At 45.0% G+C, this 20,077-nt stretch carries 15 protein-coding genes; 9 read left to right on the forward strand and 6 right to left on the reverse strand.

What is annotated here, in order from left to right; genetic code table 11:
- Window positions 1–34: 34 nt before the first annotated feature.
- The 3 genes from mfd (at window position 35) to ACX5J7_RS01770 (ending at window position 5,735) form a co-directional block, all read left to right on the forward strand.
- Entirely contained in the window at window positions 35–3,532 is a 3,498-nt protein-coding gene (gene mfd / locus ACX5J7_RS01760; RefSeq protein WP_474376546.1) for a transcription-repair coupling factor, read from the forward strand.
- A 1-nt stretch (window position 3,533) separates the two neighbouring features.
- Window positions 3,534–5,072 carry a CsiV family protein gene (locus ACX5J7_RS01765; RefSeq protein ID WP_498705879.1) on the forward strand — a complete coding sequence of 513 codons (1,539 nt, stop codon included), beginning with the start codon at window positions 3,534–3,536 and terminating at the stop codon, window positions 5,070–5,072.
- Window positions 5,073–5,219: 147 nt separating this feature from the next.
- On the forward strand, window positions 5,220–5,735 hold the full coding sequence (locus ACX5J7_RS01770; RefSeq protein WP_287150717.1) for a cob(I)yrinic acid a,c-diamide adenosyltransferase: 516 nt from the start codon (window positions 5,220–5,222) through the stop codon (window positions 5,733–5,735).
- A 6-nt stretch (window positions 5,736–5,741) separates the two neighbouring features.
- Here ACX5J7_RS01770 and nagZ read toward each other — a convergent pair whose 3' ends face one another.
- Complete coding sequence (nagZ, locus tag ACX5J7_RS01775; RefSeq protein ID WP_498705907.1) at window positions 5,742–6,752, reverse strand: beta-N-acetylhexosaminidase; 1,011 nt, start codon at window positions 6,750–6,752, stop codon at window positions 5,742–5,744.
- A 98-nt stretch (window positions 6,753–6,850) separates the two neighbouring features.
- Here nagZ and ACX5J7_RS01780 point away from each other — a divergent pair, with 98 nt between their 5' ends.
- Together ACX5J7_RS01780 and ybaK are read left to right on the forward strand one after the other, a co-directional pair.
- Window positions 6,851–9,202: a penicillin acylase family protein gene (locus tag ACX5J7_RS01780; RefSeq protein ID WP_498705880.1), complete on the forward strand. Its 2,352-nt coding sequence runs from the start codon at window positions 6,851–6,853 to the stop codon at window positions 9,200–9,202.
- A complete protein-coding gene (ybaK, locus tag ACX5J7_RS01785; protein WP_474115796.1) occupies window positions 9,199–9,669 on the forward strand; it encodes a Cys-tRNA(Pro) deacylase in 471 nt (156 codons plus the stop codon). Before ACX5J7_RS01780 ends, ybaK begins: the two co-directional genes overlap by 4 nt.
- Window positions 9,670–9,832: 163 nt before the next feature.
- Here the strand turns inward: ybaK and ACX5J7_RS01790 are convergent, their stop codons facing one another.
- The 5 genes from ACX5J7_RS01790 to ACX5J7_RS01810 form a co-directional block, all read right to left on the reverse strand.
- Window positions 9,833–10,378, reverse strand: coding sequence for a hypothetical protein (locus ACX5J7_RS01790; protein WP_498705881.1), 546 nt, complete (start codon window positions 10,376–10,378; stop codon window positions 9,833–9,835).
- A gap of 114 nt (window positions 10,379–10,492) precedes the next feature.
- Window positions 10,493–10,792 (reverse strand): integration host factor subunit alpha, encoded by a 300-nt coding sequence (ihfA, locus tag ACX5J7_RS01795; protein ID WP_012518129.1) that lies wholly within the window; start codon window positions 10,790–10,792, stop codon window positions 10,493–10,495.
- Between the two features lie 3 nt (window positions 10,793–10,795).
- Entirely contained in the window at window positions 10,796–13,183 is a 2,388-nt protein-coding gene (gene pheT / locus ACX5J7_RS01800; RefSeq protein WP_498705884.1) for a phenylalanine--tRNA ligase subunit beta, read from the reverse strand.
- A gap of 14 nt (window positions 13,184–13,197) precedes the next feature.
- Entirely contained in the window at window positions 13,198–14,178 is a 981-nt protein-coding gene (gene pheS, locus ACX5J7_RS01805) for a phenylalanine--tRNA ligase subunit alpha (protein WP_498705885.1), read from the reverse strand.
- A 284-nt stretch (window positions 14,179–14,462) separates the two neighbouring features.
- Complete coding sequence (locus tag ACX5J7_RS01810; RefSeq protein ID WP_498705887.1) at window positions 14,463–15,608, reverse strand: glycosyltransferase; 1,146 nt, start codon at window positions 15,606–15,608, stop codon at window positions 14,463–14,465.
- 167 nt (window positions 15,609–15,775) lie between these two features.
- On the opposite strand from ACX5J7_RS01810, the gene ACX5J7_RS01815 reads away from it, so the two are divergent.
- The 4 genes from ACX5J7_RS01815 to tnpB all read left to right on the forward strand — a co-directional run bounded on the left by ACX5J7_RS01815 (window position 15,776) and on the right by tnpB (window position 20,073).
- The gene (locus ACX5J7_RS01815) at window positions 15,776–16,906 is read left to right on the forward strand and encodes a glycosyltransferase (protein ID WP_498705889.1); all 1,131 of its coding nucleotides are present in this window, start codon (window positions 15,776–15,778) and stop codon (window positions 16,904–16,906) included.
- A gap of 545 nt (window positions 16,907–17,451) precedes the next feature.
- Entirely contained in the window at window positions 17,452–18,948 is a 1,497-nt protein-coding gene (locus tag ACX5J7_RS01820) for a hypothetical protein (protein ID WP_498705890.1), read from the forward strand.
- Window positions 18,949–19,390: 442 nt separating this feature from the next.
- Window positions 19,391–19,711 carry an IS66 family insertion sequence element accessory protein TnpA gene (gene tnpA, locus ACX5J7_RS01825; RefSeq protein ID WP_013784481.1) on the forward strand — a complete coding sequence of 107 codons (321 nt, stop codon included), beginning with the start codon at window positions 19,391–19,393 and terminating at the stop codon, window positions 19,709–19,711.
- The gene (gene tnpB / locus ACX5J7_RS01830; RefSeq protein WP_498705893.1) at window positions 19,708–20,073 is read left to right on the forward strand and encodes an IS66 family insertion sequence element accessory protein TnpB; all 366 of its coding nucleotides are present in this window, start codon (window positions 19,708–19,710) and stop codon (window positions 20,071–20,073) included. The genes tnpA and tnpB overlap by 4 nt, the downstream gene beginning before the upstream one ends.
- Window positions 20,074–20,077 lie beyond the last annotated feature (4 nt).

The raw sequence follows: 20,077 nt of genomic DNA on the forward strand, positions 1-20,077 counted from the left end.
AAAAAACCTCTTGCACTAAAACAAACAGGACGTCATGACAGCCACTTTATTATCGCTACCATTACCTGCGCCTAAAAAAGAAGCCGCTTCACAAGACCACAAGCATTGGGGCCAGCTTCAAGGCAGCAGCGCCGCGCTATGTATCAGTCAAGCACTTAGCCAGTATAAAGGCCCTATTGTACTTATCACCGCCGACACGCCTTCGGCGATGAAGCTTGAAAAAGAAATAGCGTTTTTCTTAAGCGATAATAAGCATAATACGCCCATTACTCTCTTCCCTGACTGGGAAACGCTGCCTTATGACTCATTCTCGCCCCATCAGGATATTGTTTCCCAGCGTTTAGAAACCCTGTTTCGTTTTACTCAGCAAGGCGATGGCATTTTCATTGTTCCTGTTAACACGCTAATGCAGCGTCTAGCGCCCACCGACTATTTGGCTAAGTACTTACTGATGCTAAACAAGGGCGACACGTTAGACAGAGACCAATTCAGACGAAACCTAGAGCAAGCCGGCTACTTACATGTAAGCCAAGTAATGAGCCATAGCGAATTTTCTGTGCGCGGCAGTATTATCGACTTATTCCCAATGGGAAGCGACCAACCGTTTCGTATCGACTTATTCGACGATGAAATAGACTCTATTCGCTACTTCGATACTGAAACCCAGCGTTCTGGCGAGTCAGTCAATAAAATACGTTTGTTGCCAGCCCGTGAATTCCCTATCGATAAAGAGGCCATTACGCTTTTCCGGCAGCAGTTTTTGGAAAAGTTCGATGCGAACAACGCGTCAGAAAGCGTATTTTCCCAGGTTAGCAAAGGCACAATGCCAAGCGGTGTGGAATACTACCTTCCTCTGTTTTTCAAAAACACCGCAACGCTGTTTGATTACCTGCATCCAAAGAGCCTGCTGCTGCTTCACGGCGATGTACAAGACGCCAGTGAGTTTTTCTGGGCCGACGTACAAGAGCGCTACGAGCAGTATCGATATAATTTAGCGCGCCCCCTGCTTGCGCCTGATGAACTCTTTTTACCTATAAACGAACTGTTTGGCGCAATTAAGCAGTGGCCCCGTGCATCGTTAACCAACGCCGTACTTGAAGAAAAGCCGGGCACCACTAATTTACAGTGCGAAAAGCTTGACGACATTGCCATTAACTCGCAGAAAAAAGTGCCTGCCGAGCGTTTAATTAAAACAGTAAACCACGCCACCGACAACGGGGCTAAAGTACTGTTTTGTGCAGAAACCCAAGGCCGTCGAGAAGGCTTGCTGACGGTGCTTGCTAAAGCCGGCATAAAGCCCACTATCGTAGACAGTTACAGTGATTTCATCGCAAGCCACAACAGTATTGGTATTACGGTTGGCATGGTGGATAACAGCTTCCGCTGGCAAACCGAGGAAGGCGAACTGCTGTTTATTACTGAAACCGAGCTGCTAGGCCAAAAGGTTAGCCAGCGTCGCCTACGTGATAAAAGAACCGCTACCGATGAAAGCGCCATTATTCGCAACTTGGCCGAGCTTTCTATTGGCCAACCCGTGGTGCACTTAGATCACGGCGTCGGCCGCTATTTAGGGCTACAAACCCTCGACGCGGGTGGCGTAACCACAGAATATCTGTGTATTGAATACGCTAAACAGTCGAAATTATATGTACCGGTAGCCTCGCTTCATTTGATTTCTCGCTACACCGGTGGCGATGCAGACAGCGCGCCAGTTAGCGCCTTAGGCTCAGACGCGTGGACAAGAGCAAAGCAAAAGGCGGCTGAAAAAGTACGCGACGTAGCCGCTGAGCTGTTAGACGTATACGCACGCCGCGCGGCGAAACCCGGCTTCGAATACAAGATTAACTGGGACGATTATCAAGCCTTTGCCGATAGTTTTCCCTTTGAAGAAACACCCGACCAAGCCCAAGCTATTGCAGCGGTTATGCATGATATGGGCAGCCCGTCAGCGATGGACCGCCTAGTATGCGGAGACGTAGGCTTTGGTAAAACTGAAGTTGCCATGCGCGCCGCTTTCCTTGCCGCAAATGCAGGTAAACAAGTGGCTATTTTGGTGCCTACAACGCTACTTGCTCAGCAGCATTATGAAAACTTTAAAGACCGCTTCGCAGCCTGGCCGTTCGAAATAGAAGTAATGAGCCGGTTTGTTAGCGGTAAAGCGCAAAAGTCGGTGGTTGAACGTATTGGCGAAGGTAAAGTAGACATTGTCGTGGGAACCCACAAACTGCTTTCTAGCGATATAAAGTACAAAGACTTAGGCCTTGTCATAATAGACGAGGAACACCGCTTCGGTGTTCGCCAAAAAGAAAAACTGAAATCGCTGCGCGCCGATGTTGATATTCTCACGCTTACCGCAACCCCTATTCCACGTACCCTAAACATGGCCCTTTCCGGCATGCGCGACTTGTCGATTATCGCCACCGCCCCTGCCCGTCGTTTGTCTATTAAAACGTTTGTGCAGCAGCGCAATAAAGCGGTTATTCGCGAAGCCATTATGCGTGAAATTTTACGCGGTGGTCAGGTTTACTTCCTTCACAATGAAGTTGAAAGTATTGCACGAACCGTAGAAGAGATTGCCGAAATTGTTCCCGAAGCACGCATTGCAATGGGGCACGGTCAAATGCGCGAGCGCGAGTTAGAAAGCGTGATGAGCGACTTTTATCACCAGCGCTACAACGTGCTTGTGTGTACCACTATTATCGAAACGGGCATTGATGTACCTAGTGCGAACACCATTATTATGGATAGAGCCGACCATTTAGGTTTAGCGCAGCTTCACCAACTGCGCGGGCGTGTGGGCCGTTCACATCACCAAGCTTATGCGTATCTGCTAACGCCGCACCCTAAGCGCATGACAAAAGATGCCGTGAAGCGCTTAGAAGCGATATCTCAGTTAGAAGACCTAGGTGCAGGTTTCGCACTGGCTACTCACGATTTAGAAATACGTGGTGCAGGCGAGCTTTTAGGCGACGACCAATCGGGTCAAATCGCAAGCGTAGGGTTTAGCCTTTACATGGACATGCTTGATAAAGCCGTTAATGCCCTTAAAGACGGCAGAGAGCCGTCGCTAGACGATGCGATGTCTGGCCATACCGAAGTAGAGCTTCGCATTCCTGCCCTATTACCGGAAGATTACATTGCCGATGTAAACACACGCTTATCACTGTATAAGCGCTTGGCGAGCTGTGCGACGCAAGATGACATTGATGAGTTCCAGGTGGAATGTATCGACCGTTTTGGCCTGCTGCCAGAGCCGGCGAAGAACTTAATTGAAGTGGCTGAAATCAAACTAAAAGCCCATGATTTAGGCATTCTAAAAGTAGACTTGTCGGCACAAGGCGGTACCATAGAGTTCAAAGAGAACACGAAGGTCAATCCGGGCTATATTATTAGCCTTGTACAAACCAAGCCGAACACCTTCAAATTTGAAGGCAGCCAAAAACTGCGTTTGGTGAAAAAGACCGACACAGCTAAAGCGCGAATTGCGTTCATTAGCGATATTATTGCCGATTTTGCAAAGGAGTCGCGGTAACATGAAGTTATCTCGCTGGTGCCCGTTAGTTGCCTCGATAGGCGCAATTTTCTTAAATACTGTTTCAACCCCTGCACTTGCCAATGATAATTGGTGGTTTGATGTTGAAGTCATTGCATTTAAGCGCAACGTGGCACTAACAGAGCTAGAAGAGCAGTTCTCGCTGGCTGACAACCTATCGGCCCCGCGCGCTCAGGCAGACATCATCAGTGATATTATTTCACCTGATATTAGCTACTTAAAACAGGGCTTAGCGGTTTGTGGGGCAGATACCACGGTAAAGTGGCCGAACGAGGCGTTGTTTAATCTGCCACAAATCGATCTTCCGGCTGCACGCGCTTTCTACAGCAGTACGTTTGATACCGAAGAAAATTTAACGCCGGCTCCGAATGCTGAAACCATCGCGGGCTATTGGGCGTCGTTTTTCGGCATTAAGCACAGCACTCCCATACAGGTTCCAGAATTCAAATACTGCGAAGAAGAAAAGCCGTGGCTTAGCGTAGAGTTTACCACCCTTGCCAGCGCAACTGCTGCGGTAAATGACGACGTCAGCGACAGTGAGGCCAGTAGCGACGCGCTACAACCCGCTATCGTATGGAAAGCCCATTACCCGGATAACAGAATGCCTGCGCCTGCTGATTTGCCGATAATTGTAGAAGGTCATGACTGGCCGTTAGCGTCAAAAGCGCATTTACTTACCAGTAACGAACAGGCCTTGTCATCGATTTCTCGCCAAATTCGCTCGAATCGAGACCTAGAGCGTTTATTCCACGCTACATGGCGTCAGCCCGTAATGTTTGGGAAAAACAATGCCTTCAAAGTGAGGCTTTTCGGTGGTCAAAATTATGCGCAGCAGTACAACCTTTCCGGCGAGATGCGCAAAGATATACAAACTAACGCGACAGACAATGGGTTAAATGAGAACCCACAATTTGGTTACGATGCCACCGCGTCGCTAACCACAGAAACCGGCACCACTTTTAATACCACTAATACTGCTGCCAATAACGCTCAAATATCTGCCAATGTGCCTAACGCACAAGGCGTGCAAGGTATGCCAGACGGCAGCAAAAGCAGTAACGTAGCGTCGGAATTAGTGGCAGTACAAGACCTCTTTACCGCGCTAGAGCGCCGATTGGAAAAACCTAAACCCATTGCGTTTAACGCCTTTAAAGCGCTAGATGGGCCGTTAATTGTTGAGCAAGGCGAAGACGGCGCAGGCGATGGGTCATTAAGAACGCCTATTTGGGAAATTGACGGTACCATTAAAGTATTCCTTAAATATATTAACCGCGTGCCCTACCTTCACGTTGATAGTGAAATGTTTTACCGACAGCCCGTGCCATTGAGTTACTTTAGCAGCGAAGATGACAGCACAGTGGAAAATACCGCGCCCCCTGAATACAGGTTAGTGTCGGTGCCACTTGTAGAGCAACGCCGAATTATTAGTACCCAGCTACATTATTTCGACCACCCTTTATTTGGTTTTGTCGTTCAGGTGCGCCGATACCAGCGCCCTTCCACCGGCAACGACGAGTAACCAGTGCCTAGTTAGAAAGGGCCCGGTTAAGATTGGCAGGCTGAAGACACCACATTGGTGGGTTTCTTTTAAGACCGGTAAAGGCTACTCGTTTTAGCCTCGCTTTTAAGAAGCAGCTTTCAAAAAATTAGCTTTAGGTAAGATTTTATGAAAATTTATACTCGTACTGGCGATAAAGGCAGTACGCAAATTTATGCCGACAAAGCCGTTCGCGTTGATAAAGACGACTTAGTTGTGCAAAGTTATGGCGATATGGATGAACTCAATAGTCATATTGGCTTGTTAGTTGCCCATGTACCAGCAACGCATAATTCTCTGCTACACGACATTCAGCGCAGTCTCTTTCAAGCTGGCTTTGCCATTTCAGCAAGTTCTACATTAACCCCAAACGACGTTGAAAAGCTTGAAAGCGCTATCGACTCCCTTACTAGCCAAATGCCGCCCAATACGTCATTTGTTTTGCCAGGCGGAAGCAAAGCCGCAGCACAGGCTCACGTTTGTCGTGCGGTCTGTCGTCGCGCCGAGCGTTCGGTCATTAGCCTTTCAAAACACTACGATGTACCGGAAGTGGTTCACGCCTACTTAAACCGGCTAAGCGACTTTCTGTTCACCTTTGCGCGCTTCTTAAACATAGAAGCCGGGGTAGATGAAGTACCGGTGTAACCGGTACTATCGTTCACTTAACCGCGCAATAAGGGCCACTGCGCTTTCATACTTATCGTAAAGCCCGGCGGGCATCACTCGCCCATACAGTGCCATCACACGCTCTTGCCTTGCTACGTCACTGTTATTCGGGTTTGAAAAGCGTGCCTCTAAACCATCTAGAATACTCTCCGCGCCTTTCGGGTTGTTGCACGCCAGTACCATATCGCACCCAGCTTCAAGCGCTGCTTCAGCGCGCTCAACATAGCTTCCCGCAACGCTTGCACCGTGCATCGACAAATCATCAGAAAACACGGCACCGTTAAAACCTATATCGTTTTTCAAAATGGTTTTTAGCCACGTTGAAGAAAAACCAGCCGGCTTGTCACAAACTTGATTATAAATAACGTGGGCGGGCATAACGCCATCTAGCAGCGCACGTTCAATAACGCGTTCAAACACCACCATATCCGTACGGCGTATCTCGTCAAAACCGCGCTCATCCACAGGTAAAGCAATATGGGAATCTGGAGCTACGCTGCCGTGCCCGGGAAAGTGCTTCCCAATAGCAGGCATGTTCACGGTTTTTAGCCCTTGAATAAGCTGTGTAGCAAGGCGAATAACCTCATCAGCATTATCACTAAACGCCCTATCGCCAATAACTTGCGACACACCATTAATATCGAGAACCGGTGCGAAGCTAAAATCGATATCTAGCGTTTTTAGTTCGTAAGCTAACGCTAAACCACACGCTTTTGCATATGCCGCGCTTTCATCTTGATGTTCAGACTGCCGTAAAATATCGCCCATTGCCGGTATTGCGGTAAACCCGTCGCGAAAACGCTGAACGCGACCACCTTCGTGATCCACAGCAATAAGCACGTTATTTTTAGCAAAACGCCGGATATCTTGAACCAAGGCAGATAACTGGCGCTTATCGTGATAGTTTCGGGTAAATAAAATTACGCCCCCAACCACTGGGTGTGCTAACTTTTCCTTTTCTTCAGGCAAGAGTTCTTCGGCCTGACAGTCCAACATTAACGGCCCCACAGCACCACCTTAATATTTGTCATAAAACATCACTTCAAATTTGCAAGTTCTGTGGTTAGGATAGAGAAAAATAGGGAGTTTTACACGTGATAAATTGGATCAAGTGGTTGGTTTTTGGTGTTTTAACGCTGCTTTCAGTTACTGCTATTGCACTTTATATTTCGCTGCGCCTAAGCCTGCCCGCTCTTAATGGAAACAGTGCCACTTATCACGTAGACGCGCCTACTGAGCTCAGTCGCGATGATTTAGGCCACGCGATGGTAAAAGCCAACGACATTTTCGACGCCGCCTACGCGCTTGGCTTTGCTCACGCCCAAGACCGTTTCCTTCAAATGGATCTTCAGCGGCGCACAGCTTCAGGCAATTTGTCCCAATGGGTGGGTGACATTGCCCTTGATATTGACAAAAAAGCGCGGTTCCACCAGTTCGAGCAGCGCGCAAAAGCCGTATTTGATAACTTGCCCGCTAGGCAACAAGAGCTATTAGTACGCTACGCTCATGGCGTAAACGATGCGCTATCTGAATACACCCTGCCGCCGTTTGAATACTTAGCCGCGGGTGTGGACGTGGTGCAGTGGCGCCCTACCGACAGCATCCTTGTTATTTACAGCATGTATATGGACTTACAAGGTAGCCAGGTAGAGCTTGACTTAGCCAGAGAAGCATTGCTTTCAACCTTCGGGCAGGACGTATACGGTTTTATTACTCAGCCAAGTAACTATCAGGCGGCCCTTGATGCCAGCGAAATCCCTTTACTCGACGCGCCCATACCGGCCTACCCAGCCTCTCTTCGTACTACAACGCCTCAACCAGATGTAGGTACCCCAAAAGAAGACACAGCTATAGCGCGCGCCCAGTACAATGCCGCAGAACTACCGGATATTGGCAGTAATAATTGGGCAGTAACAGGTGCACACACGTCAACAGGTGCAGGCCTTTTAGCCAACGATATGCACCTAAGCCTTCGTGTGCCAATAATTTGGTACCGAGCACAGCTTAACTATCAAGACGCGGGTAAAAATGTACAAGTAACGGGCGTATCGCTACCCGGGTTACCCGGCATTGTTGTAGGCACTAACGGGCATATAGCATGGGGCTTTACAAACGCAAATTTAGATAACGTAGACTGGATTGCGCTGGATGACGACACAGCAACAACAACTGTTACTGAACGCATTCCTTTGCCCGATGGTGAACATGAATTTTCCTTCGATGTGAGTCAGTTTGGCCCAGTGAGGGAATTGAACGGCAAACGCTACGCCCTAAATTGGGTGGCCCACCACCCTTTTGCCGCTAACTTAGGCATTGTGGACTTTGGTACAGCGAACAGTGTTGATGCCGCGGTTAAAACCGGTAAACGCATAGCCATTCCCACCCAAAACTTAGTCATTGTTGATAAAGACGGCAGCGCGGCTTGGTTACCAGGGGGCGCAGTAATGGCAAGAGAACGCGCTACTTTTACGGCAATTAAAGAAAGTAATACAGCGAACACTTCCCCTCAACGCGCAACTAATTTACCTGAAGTTATTAACCCAAGTATGGGTAGGATCTGGACCGCGAACGCTCGCGTGGTATCGGCAGAAGACACGAAAGTGTGGGGTAACGGTGGCTACGCGCTAGGTGCGCGCGGACAGCAAATAAGAGATAGGCTGTTTGAGAAAGACACCTTCAATGAAACCGACTTTTACGCTATTCAGCTAGATAATCATGCGCAGTTTCTTATTCCCTGGCAGCATTTACTGTATGGCTTGTTAAATATGCAAGACATTGAGTTTAAGCCAGACCTTGCCTATTTAAACGCATGGAAAGAATGTGCCTGCGAAGACTCCGTAGGTTATACGCTGGTGAAATACTTTAGGCAGGAAGTGGTGCAAACGCTCTTTGGCGGCTTACTTTCAACGTTAGACAAACAAGGAGTTAACAGCCGAACGCTATTAAGGGGCATAGAGCCCGCCACTTGGCAATTAATTCACAGTCAGCCAAGCTCTTGGCTACCTGCCGACACTGAAAGCTTCGACGAACTGCTTGTGGATGCCTACCGCCGCGCCAAACACAAACTGCTAGATAAGTATTCGCCAGTTGAAGCCGATATGGAAACGTTAGCATGGGGCAAGGTTAATGCCCTCTCAGTAGAACACCCCTTCGCGAGTCAAATCCCATTAGTAGGAAGCATGTTAAACATGCAGCAAGTGGAAGGCTTTGGCGATACGTATATGCCCGCCGTTCAAGCGCCTAAATTTGGTGCGTCTGAACGATTTTTTGTAAGCCCTGGCCACCTTGAAGACGCAATCCTCACCTTACCTGGCGGGCAATCGGGCCACCCACTGTCAGATTTTTTTACAGCAGGGTTTAACGACTACGCAGTGCATGCTGCAACGCCCTTGTTACCCAGCAAGCCCATACACAGCCGAGTCTTTTATAAGAAAGAAGCCGAATGACACCTGCCATTACATTACTTACGAAAAAGCGAATAGCACACAAGGTATTAAAATATGAACACGATGCCAATGCGGCATCGTACGGGCTAGAAGCCGTTGAAAAGCTTAACCTTAATGCAGACACCGTATTCAAAACATTAGTGGTTAGTACAGACAATAATAAGCTTGCAGTTGCCGTGGTACCCGTAAACACCAAGCTAAGCGAAAAGAAAATGGCAAAAGCACTAGGTGTTAAAAAAGTAGAAATGGCGCAGGCCAACGCGGTGATGGTAGCAACAGGCTATGTGTTAGGTGGTGTAAGCCCTTTGGGCCAAAAAAAACGGTTAGCCAGCGTTATTCACAAAAGCGCCGAAGGCCTTGCTATTATGCACGTGAGTGCGGGAAAACGAGGGTTAGAAGTGGCGCTTTCCCCGGCTGACTTAGCAACACTTACCGGTGCTAAGTTTGCGGATATCTCGGTAGGTTAGTTCAGTTAATTTAATATCAACACTGAGCGTATTAGCAACTTAACCAAAAACTAACATCTCAGGCATTTAGTTATGCAACTGCCGCCATTACAGCGCAGAGTTAAGAATTCAGTGTAAAGACGAGATAGACTAGTCTGTAGAGAAAAGCAGCCCTAAAAGCTGCTTATTTGCTCGATTTCGCTAGCCACTGCTTGCGTGCTTCTTGAAGCGCCGCATCATCGGGCTGTTCGCTTCCTGAAATAGCGACAGCAATTTGTTGAATAATAGCGTCACGCTTTTCAATCAACGCATCAGTACGAGCAAACAAGTCCTTGGCTTCCGGATACTGCTCTTTAAGCGTTTCTACCTCTTCCAACGCATAATAACGCGCTTCAAACGCTTCGTTGTACAGCTGGCGCTTAGCATTGAATACGACGTAGTCTTCGGCGGTTTCCGAGCTAAGATAATCCATATCTTCAGGTGACAAGTTGGCAGCCTGCCCTACTTCACGAGCTTGTACCATCCATGAATTTACAGCTTCAACATTCCCATCTTTAACCGCTTGCTTTACACCTTGCTGCAAATCGCTGGCGTGAAGAATTTCCATGACTGTGATTAGCGGAACTTGCGCTGCGTCTTGGTCTCGTTTGTCTGCATCTAGCGACAGATAAGCAAACCATGAAAACGTAGCAGCAACAATAATAGCAAGAACGACAAGTGCTTTTTTCACACTTTCCTCCAAAGATATTGCATATGAAAGCCAGTGCGAAAGCACTGTATAAAAGAAGCAATACAAAAAGAGCGAGAGATCTCGCTCTTTTTCAGTATTGTAACGACCTAAAGATTATTGGTCGACAGGCTCTGAGTTTTCAACTCGGCTTTTCAGTTTTTGACCCGGGCGGAATGTAACCACACGACGTGCTTTAATTGGAATGTCTTCACCGGTTTTTGGATTGCGGCCAGGACGTTCATTTTTATCACGCAGGTCAAAGTTGCCAAAACCTGACAGTTTTACTTGCTCACCAGATTCCAGAGCGCCTTTAATCTCTTCGAAAAAAAGCTCTACCAGATCCTTCGCATCACGCTTGTTAATGCCTAGTTTCTCGAATAGGTGTTCAGCCATCTCGGCTTTGGTCAATGCCATAGTTTACTCTCTTAACGCGGCCCCAAACTCAGATTCCAGACCTTTAACCACAGTATCTACAGCTTGCTGAATCTCAGCTTCTTCCAAGGTTTTATCCGGATCTTGTAAATGAAGTGACAAAGCAAGGCTCTTATAGCCAGGCTCAATTCCCTTGCCTTTGTACTCATCGAACAAGTTTAGAGCAACTAGTTGATTTACGCCAATATTTTCTATGTAAGAAAGAACATTCCCTACACGCACTTCATCTTTAACCGTAATAGCAATATCACGGCGATTCGATGGGAAGCGCGATACTGGTACGGCTGACGGTAACTTGCGCTCAGTAATGGCATCTACCACTAGTTCGAACACAAATACACGGCCGTTAACACCAAGCAATTTAGTGAACTGCGGGTGTATAGCACCAATATAGCCAACTTCTTCATCATTAAGCAAAATTTTTGCCGTCATGCCAGGGTGTAACGCACTGTGTAGCCCTGTAACGAACTGGAACTCACCGGTTCTGCCTGTAAGTGCCAATAACGCCTCAACGTCGGCTTTTGCATCGAAGAAATCAACCGGGCTGTCACCCAAGTCCCAATGTTCTTCATTACGACGCCCTGCTACTACACCACCAATTACTTGCTGTTGCAATACACCATTTGGCGCATCTTGTTGAGGAATAAAGCGTAATCCGGTTTCAAACATGCGAACACGTTGCTGCTGACGCTTCTGATTATAAGCAGTAGCACCTAGCAAACCCGGCCATAAACTTACACGCATTACCGACATATCAGATGAAATTGGGTGTGGTAACACCATACCCTTTACGTCTGGGAATAATGCGTTTTGAATTTTAGGGTCTACGAACGAGTAAGTAATTGCTTCATTGTAGCCACGGCTTAGAAGCAATGACTTCATTGTGTTTAACGGCAGCTTGGCTTCTTGCGAAGGCAGCATTGCCAACGTCGCTTTTGGTGCCACGTTTGGAATGTTGTTGTAGCCGTATACACGCGCAATTTCTTCAATCAAATCTTCTTCAATTGAAATATCGAAACGATAGCTTGGCGCAACTGCTTCCCAGCCGGCTTCAGTTTGCGTTACTTCTAAACCAAGGCGGTTTAGCATTTCCGTTACTTTCGCATCGTCAATGCTAATACCTAGTACGCGAGACAAACGTTCGCGACGAAGCTTAACCGTAGCTTGCTTAGGTAGCTTGTCTTCAGCCGCTGCTTCAACAACAGGGCCAGCTTCACCCCCGCAAATTTCAAGTACCAGTGCAGTAGCGCGCTCCATGGCTTTACGCTGAAGCTGTGGGTCTACACCACGCTCGTAGCGGTGCGACGCATCGGTATGCAAACCGTACTGACGGGCACGGCCCATAATCGCATCACGGCTAAAGAACGCACTTTCAAGCAAAATGTCTTGTGTTTCAGAAGTTACACCAGAATGTAAGCCACCAAAAATACCCGCCATAGCTAACGCTTTGTTGTCATCAGCAATAACTAAAGTATTGCTTTGTAACTTAGCTTCGGTCTCGTCAAGTAGCGTAAGCGTTTCGCCTTCATTCGCCATACGCACATTAATGTTGCCTTCAATGCTGGCAAGGTTAAACGCGTGCATTGGTTGGCCAAGCTCTAGCAATACAAAATTAGTCACGTCTACAATGGGGTCGATGCTGCGAATACCGCAACGACGTAACTTTTCAACTAACCACAATGGCGATGCTGCTTTAACGTTAACGCCCTTAACCACTCGGCCCAAATAACGTGGGCATGCGTCGTCAGCGCTTAACGTAATTGATAATTTATCATCAATAGTTGCATCTACCCCAGCGACTTCAGGCTCGCACACGTCAAGGTTATTAAGCACGCCAACTTCACGGGCAATACCGCGAATACCCAAACAGTCTGCGCGGTTTGGTGTAAGGTCTACTTCAATAGCGTTGTCATCAAGACCCAGGTAATCGCGAATGTCTGCGCCAATAGGTGCATCGGCTGGAAGCTCGATAATACCATCGTGGTCGTCGCTAATACCTAGCTCAGAGAAGCTACATAGCATACCGAATGACGGCTCGCCGCGAAGCTTCGCTTTTTTAATTTTAAAGTCGCCAGGTAATACAGCGCCAACAACAGCAACTGCTACTTTGATGCCCTGGCGGCAGTTAGGCGCACCACAAACGATATCAAGTAGCTCATCGCCACCTACGTTAATCTTAGTTACGCGCAGTTTATCGGCGTTCGGGTGCTGACCGCACTCAACCACTTCACCTACTAGCACGCCTTTAAAATCGCCTGCTACTGGCTCAACACCGTCTACTTCAAGGCCAGCCATGCTCAACTGTTCAGACAGCTCATGTGCCGACAGCGACGGGCTAACCCACTCTCTTAACCATTTTTCACTGAATTTCATGTGTACTCTCTGCCTTAGTTGAACTGCTTAAGGAAACGAAGATCGTTTTCAAAAAACGCGCGCAAGTCGTTAACACCGTAACGAAGCATAGTTAAGCGCTCTACGCCCATACCAAAGGCAAAACCTGTGTACTCTTCTGGGTCGATACCCACCGCTTTAAGTACATTTGGGTGCACCATGCCGCAGCCCAATACTTCAAGCCACTGACCGTTTTTACCCATTACGTCGACTTCAGCTGACGGCTCAGTAAACGGGAAATAAGACGGACGGAAGCGAACTTCTAGTGACTCTTCAAAGAAGTGATGTAAAAAGTCGTGCAAAATACCTTTAAGGTCGGTAAAGCTAACGTTCTTATCAACCATCAAACCTTCCACTTGGTGGAACATTGGCGTGTGCGTTTGATCGTAGTCGTTACGATACACGCGCCCTGGCGAGATAATACGCAGTGGCGGCTTTTCCGTTTCCATGGTACGAATTTGAACTCCAGAGGTTTGCGTACGAAGCATCATGTCTGGGTTGAAGTAAAACGTATCGTGGTCAGCACGCGCTGGGTGATTCGCTGGAATGTTCAGTGCATCGAAGTTGTGAAAACCATCTTCAATTTCAGGGCCGGTCTTAACTGAAAAACCAAGCTCTCCAAAGAAAGATTCAATACGCGCAATCGTGCGGCTTACCGGATGCAAGTTTCCTGGCTTTTCTGTACGACCAGGCAAAGTTACATCCACGGCTTCTTCTGCTAGCTTTTTATTTAGCTCTTCAGTGCGTAAAAACTCACCTTTTGCAGAAATAGCTTGCTGAATAACTTGCTTAGCTTGGTTAATCTTTTGGCCTGCGGCAGGACGTTCTTCGTTAGATAACTTTCCAAGCCCTTTAAGTAAGTCGGTAAGTTTACCTTTCTTACCCATGAATTCGACCCTAACTTGGTCTAATGTAGCTGCATCTTGTGCAGCGTCAATCTGGCTTTGTGCCTGATTGATAATAGCGTCAAGCTCCATGTTTTCCTCAATTTACATGATGACTGCATGGCCAAAGCATAGGAAGAATTATTCTGTGCGCTAAGGCTTGCCTGAAATAAAAGCGGTAGTTTACACGAGTGACTGACATTACCGCTACCCTATATAGCTGATAATGGCGAAATTTTGGAGGGAAATCACATAAACACGGTAAATGAAAACTGTACTCACAGTAAAATATGTAATAAGAGCCGCAAACAAATAAGCACAGCGAAAGAAAACATATTTAGTGAAGTTATCAGCTAATAGTTCTAAACACTAGGATGTTACTCTTTGATAATGTTAGACAAGGTATTATCAATTCGTTTTACAAACTCACTCCATGAAAAAGATTTGACCCTCTCATTAGCATTGATACCCATGCTCTTACAAAGTGGAATATCTCCAGCTAACAATCTTATTTTTTCTGCCCACGCGTCCACTTCTGGCTGAAGTAAAAAGCCCGTTTTTTTATTTTCAATGCTCTCTTTCGGTCCGCCACTTGCGTTAGCAATCACTGCTTTGGCGTGGTTCATACTTTCTAAAGGAACAATACCCCAATCTTCATTTAAAGGGGGGAACAAACAAAAAGCAGTTTGCTTATACAGTAAGCTCAACTCTTGATGTAAGGGTGAAATAATAAACTCGATATTAGATGAATGATTTGCTAGCTCTTTTAACTCTTCTAAATATGTTTGGCTTTTTTCATCAAGGAAACCGGCAATTTTCAACTTCCAAGGGGTATTTAAATCAGCCTTGAGAAAAGCAGAAATAGCTAGCTGAATATTTTTAGTCCACATAATTCTGCCGGGTAAAAGAATAAATGGTTCGTAAGTCACATCTTCAAGGCTACTTTTGAATTCAATGCCTGGATATGCCATCACCATTCTAGATTCATCAGTACAAAGCTCGCCTTCAATAATTCTGTTTTTTACTTCGGTGCTTGTAGTAATGATACTATCGAAGTACCGCCATGCAGCTTTATCTACTATTTTGAAGCCAAATTTAAAAAGCTTATAACTGAGATGATACAAAAAGCCGCTATTAGCTAATACCTGTCTTTCATACACAGGATCAAATGCTGCACGTAATGGCGTACTACAAATATTCATAAGAGGTAACGAATGATTACGAAATGAAATAAAGTCGCCTAAGCCGTCACACCATACAACTACAGCGTCAAAATCTTCTGCCGGAATTTTTTGCCGAGCAATTTGAAAAGCACTAATCAAAGTACCAAATAGCGTTCGTTCTACGGAAGTGGAGTTCAATACCCGTACATCAACATTTTTGAACTCTGGAAATGTATTTTCCGGCTCATAATGCCCTGTAAAAACAACCCAATCGTGTTGAGAGCGGGTAACAACTTCTAATAAGCTTTTCTCCAAGCCGCCGTGCAGATAGATCCATGGTTGGTAAAGCGCAATTTTCACTTATAAATCCCTTTAAAACGAGCTCGACAATGTTTGATAGTTTTGATAGCTATTTCTCGCGTAATTCACCATCATGAAGCTAGTTTTAAATAATAATGGAAAATAGAAAGCATTGAAAATTTATTAAGCATATGCAATCTTGGCTTTTTTAATTGTTACAACATTCTATGAAGCACTTACTAATTATTATTAATTCTATTGGCTATGGGGGGGCAGAGCGAGCACTGGTAAATATTTTAAGCCAAGAAAATCTATACCAAGACATCGAAGTTCATGTTCTCTTATTGGACGACGAGCCTATTGTGCGAGAACTTCCAAAAAATGTTAATCTTATCGTTGCAAACAGTAAACGAAGTTTGTTTTTGAGTATTTTAAACGTTTATCGTCATGTCAAAAGCATAAAACCAAACTTATGTGTGAGTTTCTTGGTTCGAGCCAATGTATGCAATGCTATTGTTGGCAAGTTGGTACATAATTACCCTACTGTCATTTGCGAACGCATGCACCTAAGTAGCCACTTTGACAATCAGTTTTTTGGTGTTAAACGAATAATAGCTGATATCATACCTAAGATATGTTATCGGTTGGCTGGCACAGCTTTAGGCGTGTCGACGGGCGTAACAGAGAACTTAGTTAGCACCTATAATGTAGACAAGCGACGTGCTGCTACAATATTTAACCCCTATCCGATTGAAGATATAATCGCGCTTGGTCAGAAATCACCGGAATTTAGTTTACCCGGTGAATTTGTAGTATCCGTTGGTAGACTCACTAAAAGTAAAAACACAAAGTTATTAATAAATGCCTTTCTCGCATCTTCAGAGCCTGCTCCATTGGTCGTGCTAGGAACTGGTGAGTTGCAAAAAGAGCTAGTCGAATATATTTCAGCAATAAAAGCACATGATAGGGTTATGCTACTTGGCTATGCTAAGAACCCCTACGCGGTAATTTCGCGAGCAAAATACTACATTTCTGCCTCAACCAATGAAGGTTTTCCAAACGCACTGCTAGAAGCAATGGTCCTAGGTAAAGCAGTTATTATGTCTGATTGCCCTTCCGGCCCTGCGGAAATTCTAGCCGGCAACCATGCTTTTTCGGCGCGCGGTCTGGAGATGGCTGAATACGGAGTGTTAGTGCCTGTAAATAGTTCGGCAATGCTCACCGACGCCATCAACTGTTTTCAGACACCAGAGGTGGTAGAGCATTATAGTAAGCAATCAAAATTACGTAGCTTCGATTACAGTATCGAAAAAATCGCAAATGACTATTGGACATTGTTCAAAAAGAAAATGAGGTAGAAAGAAAAGTGAGTCCTTTGGCAATTTGCAACTTGTTGTAAACTACAATCAAGAAGTTCTCATTTGCAATTTAGAAGGCGCTGACCTTATTTTGTGCATTGGTGCTAATTCAGGAGAATTATCACAACGAAAACGCCAGTGATGCAAGATAAGAATTTAATTTCAGTGCCTGATTGATAATAGCGTCAAGCTCCATGTTTTCCTCAATTTACATGATGACTGCATGACCAAAGCATAGGAAGAATTATTCTGTGCGCTAAGGCTTGCCTGAAATAAAAGCGGTAGTTTACACGAGTGACAGACATTACCGCTACCCTATATAGCTGATAATGGCGAAATTTTGTGGGAAAAAGAGTGAACATCAGATATAGAATATGCGAAGCTCGACTTAAGGTAATGTCTCATTTTCGTTTATTTTCGTGATAAAGCTCTACCAAACAGCAGTTAATCCTGGCATTATACTATTATCGAGTTTAACCTTGCTCACTCGATTAACTTACCGTCTTTTACAGACTAAATCTGTTGATTCACTTAAAGGGATTTGGATGCCTACATCAGCAGCTCTTGTCATATTTTTATTCGCTTCTTTAGTACTTCTTTATCTAGCTAGTCAGTTTTCCTCAGTTAACCTCGACAGACTAAAGACTTCTAATAAGTCAGATATAAAAGACAAAGATGTCTCAATAACAGCTTTATTTCTTATGTTGATATCCGGTGTTTTTTCGATTTGCTTGAGCACATATAACTTCACAGACTTTAGTGTCGACTATGATTCAATGTCTGTGCAATTAAGGTTTCTCATAGAAAATGAAATAAGTTTACGAATATGGAATGGTCGGTTCTTCCCTCTATCTCACGTAGACAATGCCATTTTACTGAAGGTTTTTAACAGTTTTACTGCGTTAAAAGTGTATTTGATTCTCCACTTTATTTGTTTATTAACGATAGCCTACTTCGCATTTGATTTTATCCCTAAAAACAGAAGGCTTGTTTTCCTGAGTTTAATTGCGATTGCGCCTCCCGTAGTTAATATATACTCTTCGGCAATTTATTCTGAGAGAAATATTCTTTTGTTTTTCTGTACAAGTGTTCTTTTTCTTAGATTGGGCATGAGGGGTATTTTGGGTAAAAAACTAGCTTTATTTCTTTCCCTATCATCATTTTTTGTATCGCTTTACTTTAAAGAAACTACGATACTTTACGCTGCTTCGTTCTTAGGCTTATTTTTTATATTAACAAACTTTAAAGCTTTAAAAGCCCTCAACTATTCAGTATTTATCGATTATTTAAAAAGCCCTTTAAGCTATATAGAGACGTTATTTCTTATACCATGCTTGCTATGGCTTCTCTCATTCTTCCTTCTTGGTGGAGAAATAAACCCTGATTATGTAGCGAAAAGAGACAAGAGCCTTGCAGCGTATGTTGGTAAGAATTATATAGAACTGGCTGTCATTTCTGCCATCTTGGTATTTATGACTCTTAGGGCTCGATTTGACCTCTATGCCATTCTAATATTGTCTTGTATTCCTATGGCGCTTTACTGTCTTTTAGTAAGCCAGTCAATTGGCGCTTCTAACATCTTTTCTTATTATAACTATCTAATTTATCTTGTTTTTCCTATATACATTGTGTCAACTGAGAAAAGTAAGTTTTTAACTTATGTCTCTATCACATTCATAGGCTTTACGGCGATAACTATTACTGGCTTCGTTGAGTTCACAGAAAGAGTCAGTAAGCGAAATAAAATTATTAGCGAAGCTATAGACATAGTTAAAAACGAATCGCTAAACATCAACCTTGGAGTCCCATGGAAAGAACGTAACTTAGCAAGATTTATTTTGTACAAAGCAAATCAAGGCCATATCAACCATTTAACGAGCCATGATTTATACTGCAAGGACTACAGCTTATATGATGAAGGTACAACTTGTACAGTTAATGAACTGCCACCTGCTTGCAAGACGCTTCTTGATAACAGAACATCAGAAGACCAGCCTGAAGAATTAGATATTATTTTAGCTGGCAACGATGAGTGCAACTAAAATGCGGAATTAGATTTGACTTCAAAAAAAGTATCGAGGCCGCCTTTCTATCTCCGTGTAAATATAGCCTTTATACTCCCTTACATACAAATTACTATAAGCTGCAATCCTCGATGGTAAAGCATAATAATTGAAGATACATAGCTAGGTTTCAACTTCGAGAAGGTTGCGAGTTAGCACCCTTTATCGCTTAGCGTTTCCAGACTCAAGCTATTTAGGCGCTTTGCTTCATCGACTTCGGCGCACGCATACTCGCTGCGCCAATTCTAAGATATTCCTGATAAAATACCCATCTCGCGGCAGATGTCGTCTATCTTAACGCCAATCTCATGCTGCTTGATAGTGTCCGTCCGGTAATCCCCACGGTGTCCGTCCGGTAATCCCCACATTCAATTCATAGGTTTTCTACGTCATGGTGCTCTCTTTGTTAAGGAGAATGACCATGGCGCATCATCAACGAAGAGAAGTAGAAGACTGGCTCAATTTATTTGAGCAACAAAAACAAAGTGGACTCACAGCGGTGGCGTTTTGCCGCCAGCAACAGATTAATGTCCAAACCTACTACACCAGGCGACGTGATATTCGTCTTCAGCGTACTCACAGCAAGTTCGTTCACGTCAAACGTGAAGTAACAAAGGTTGAGTCACACACCGATGAGACCGGTGGCGAACTTCTTCTGCAACTTGGGAGCGCTCATCTTAGCGTGCCAACGAATGTTAGCCCTCACTGGCTTGCTACCGTGATGAAGGCACTAGCTGAATGAAGATGTTTGTTGAGCCTGCCGACGTTTATTTATACATGGATATCGTCGACTTTCGTAAATCGATTAATGGCTTGATTGTAGTGGTCGAACAGAACATGGAGCTCAATGCCTTTCGTGATGCGCTGTTTGTGTTTTGCAATAAAAAGCGCGATAAGCTCAAAATACTCTATTGGGATAAAACGGGCTTTGCGCTTTGGTACAAACGTCTCGAGAAGCATCGGTTCAAGTGGCCTGTCGATGCTAACTTACAGCATCTGAATGTAAGTGAACAGCAGTTACAGTGGCTGTTATCAGGCTACGATGTAATAGGCCATCAGCCGTTGCACTACTGCATCCGGCTTATAACCTGTGATCATAAGTAGCGAT

This window comes from Alteromonas infernus, from assembly GCF_902705815.1.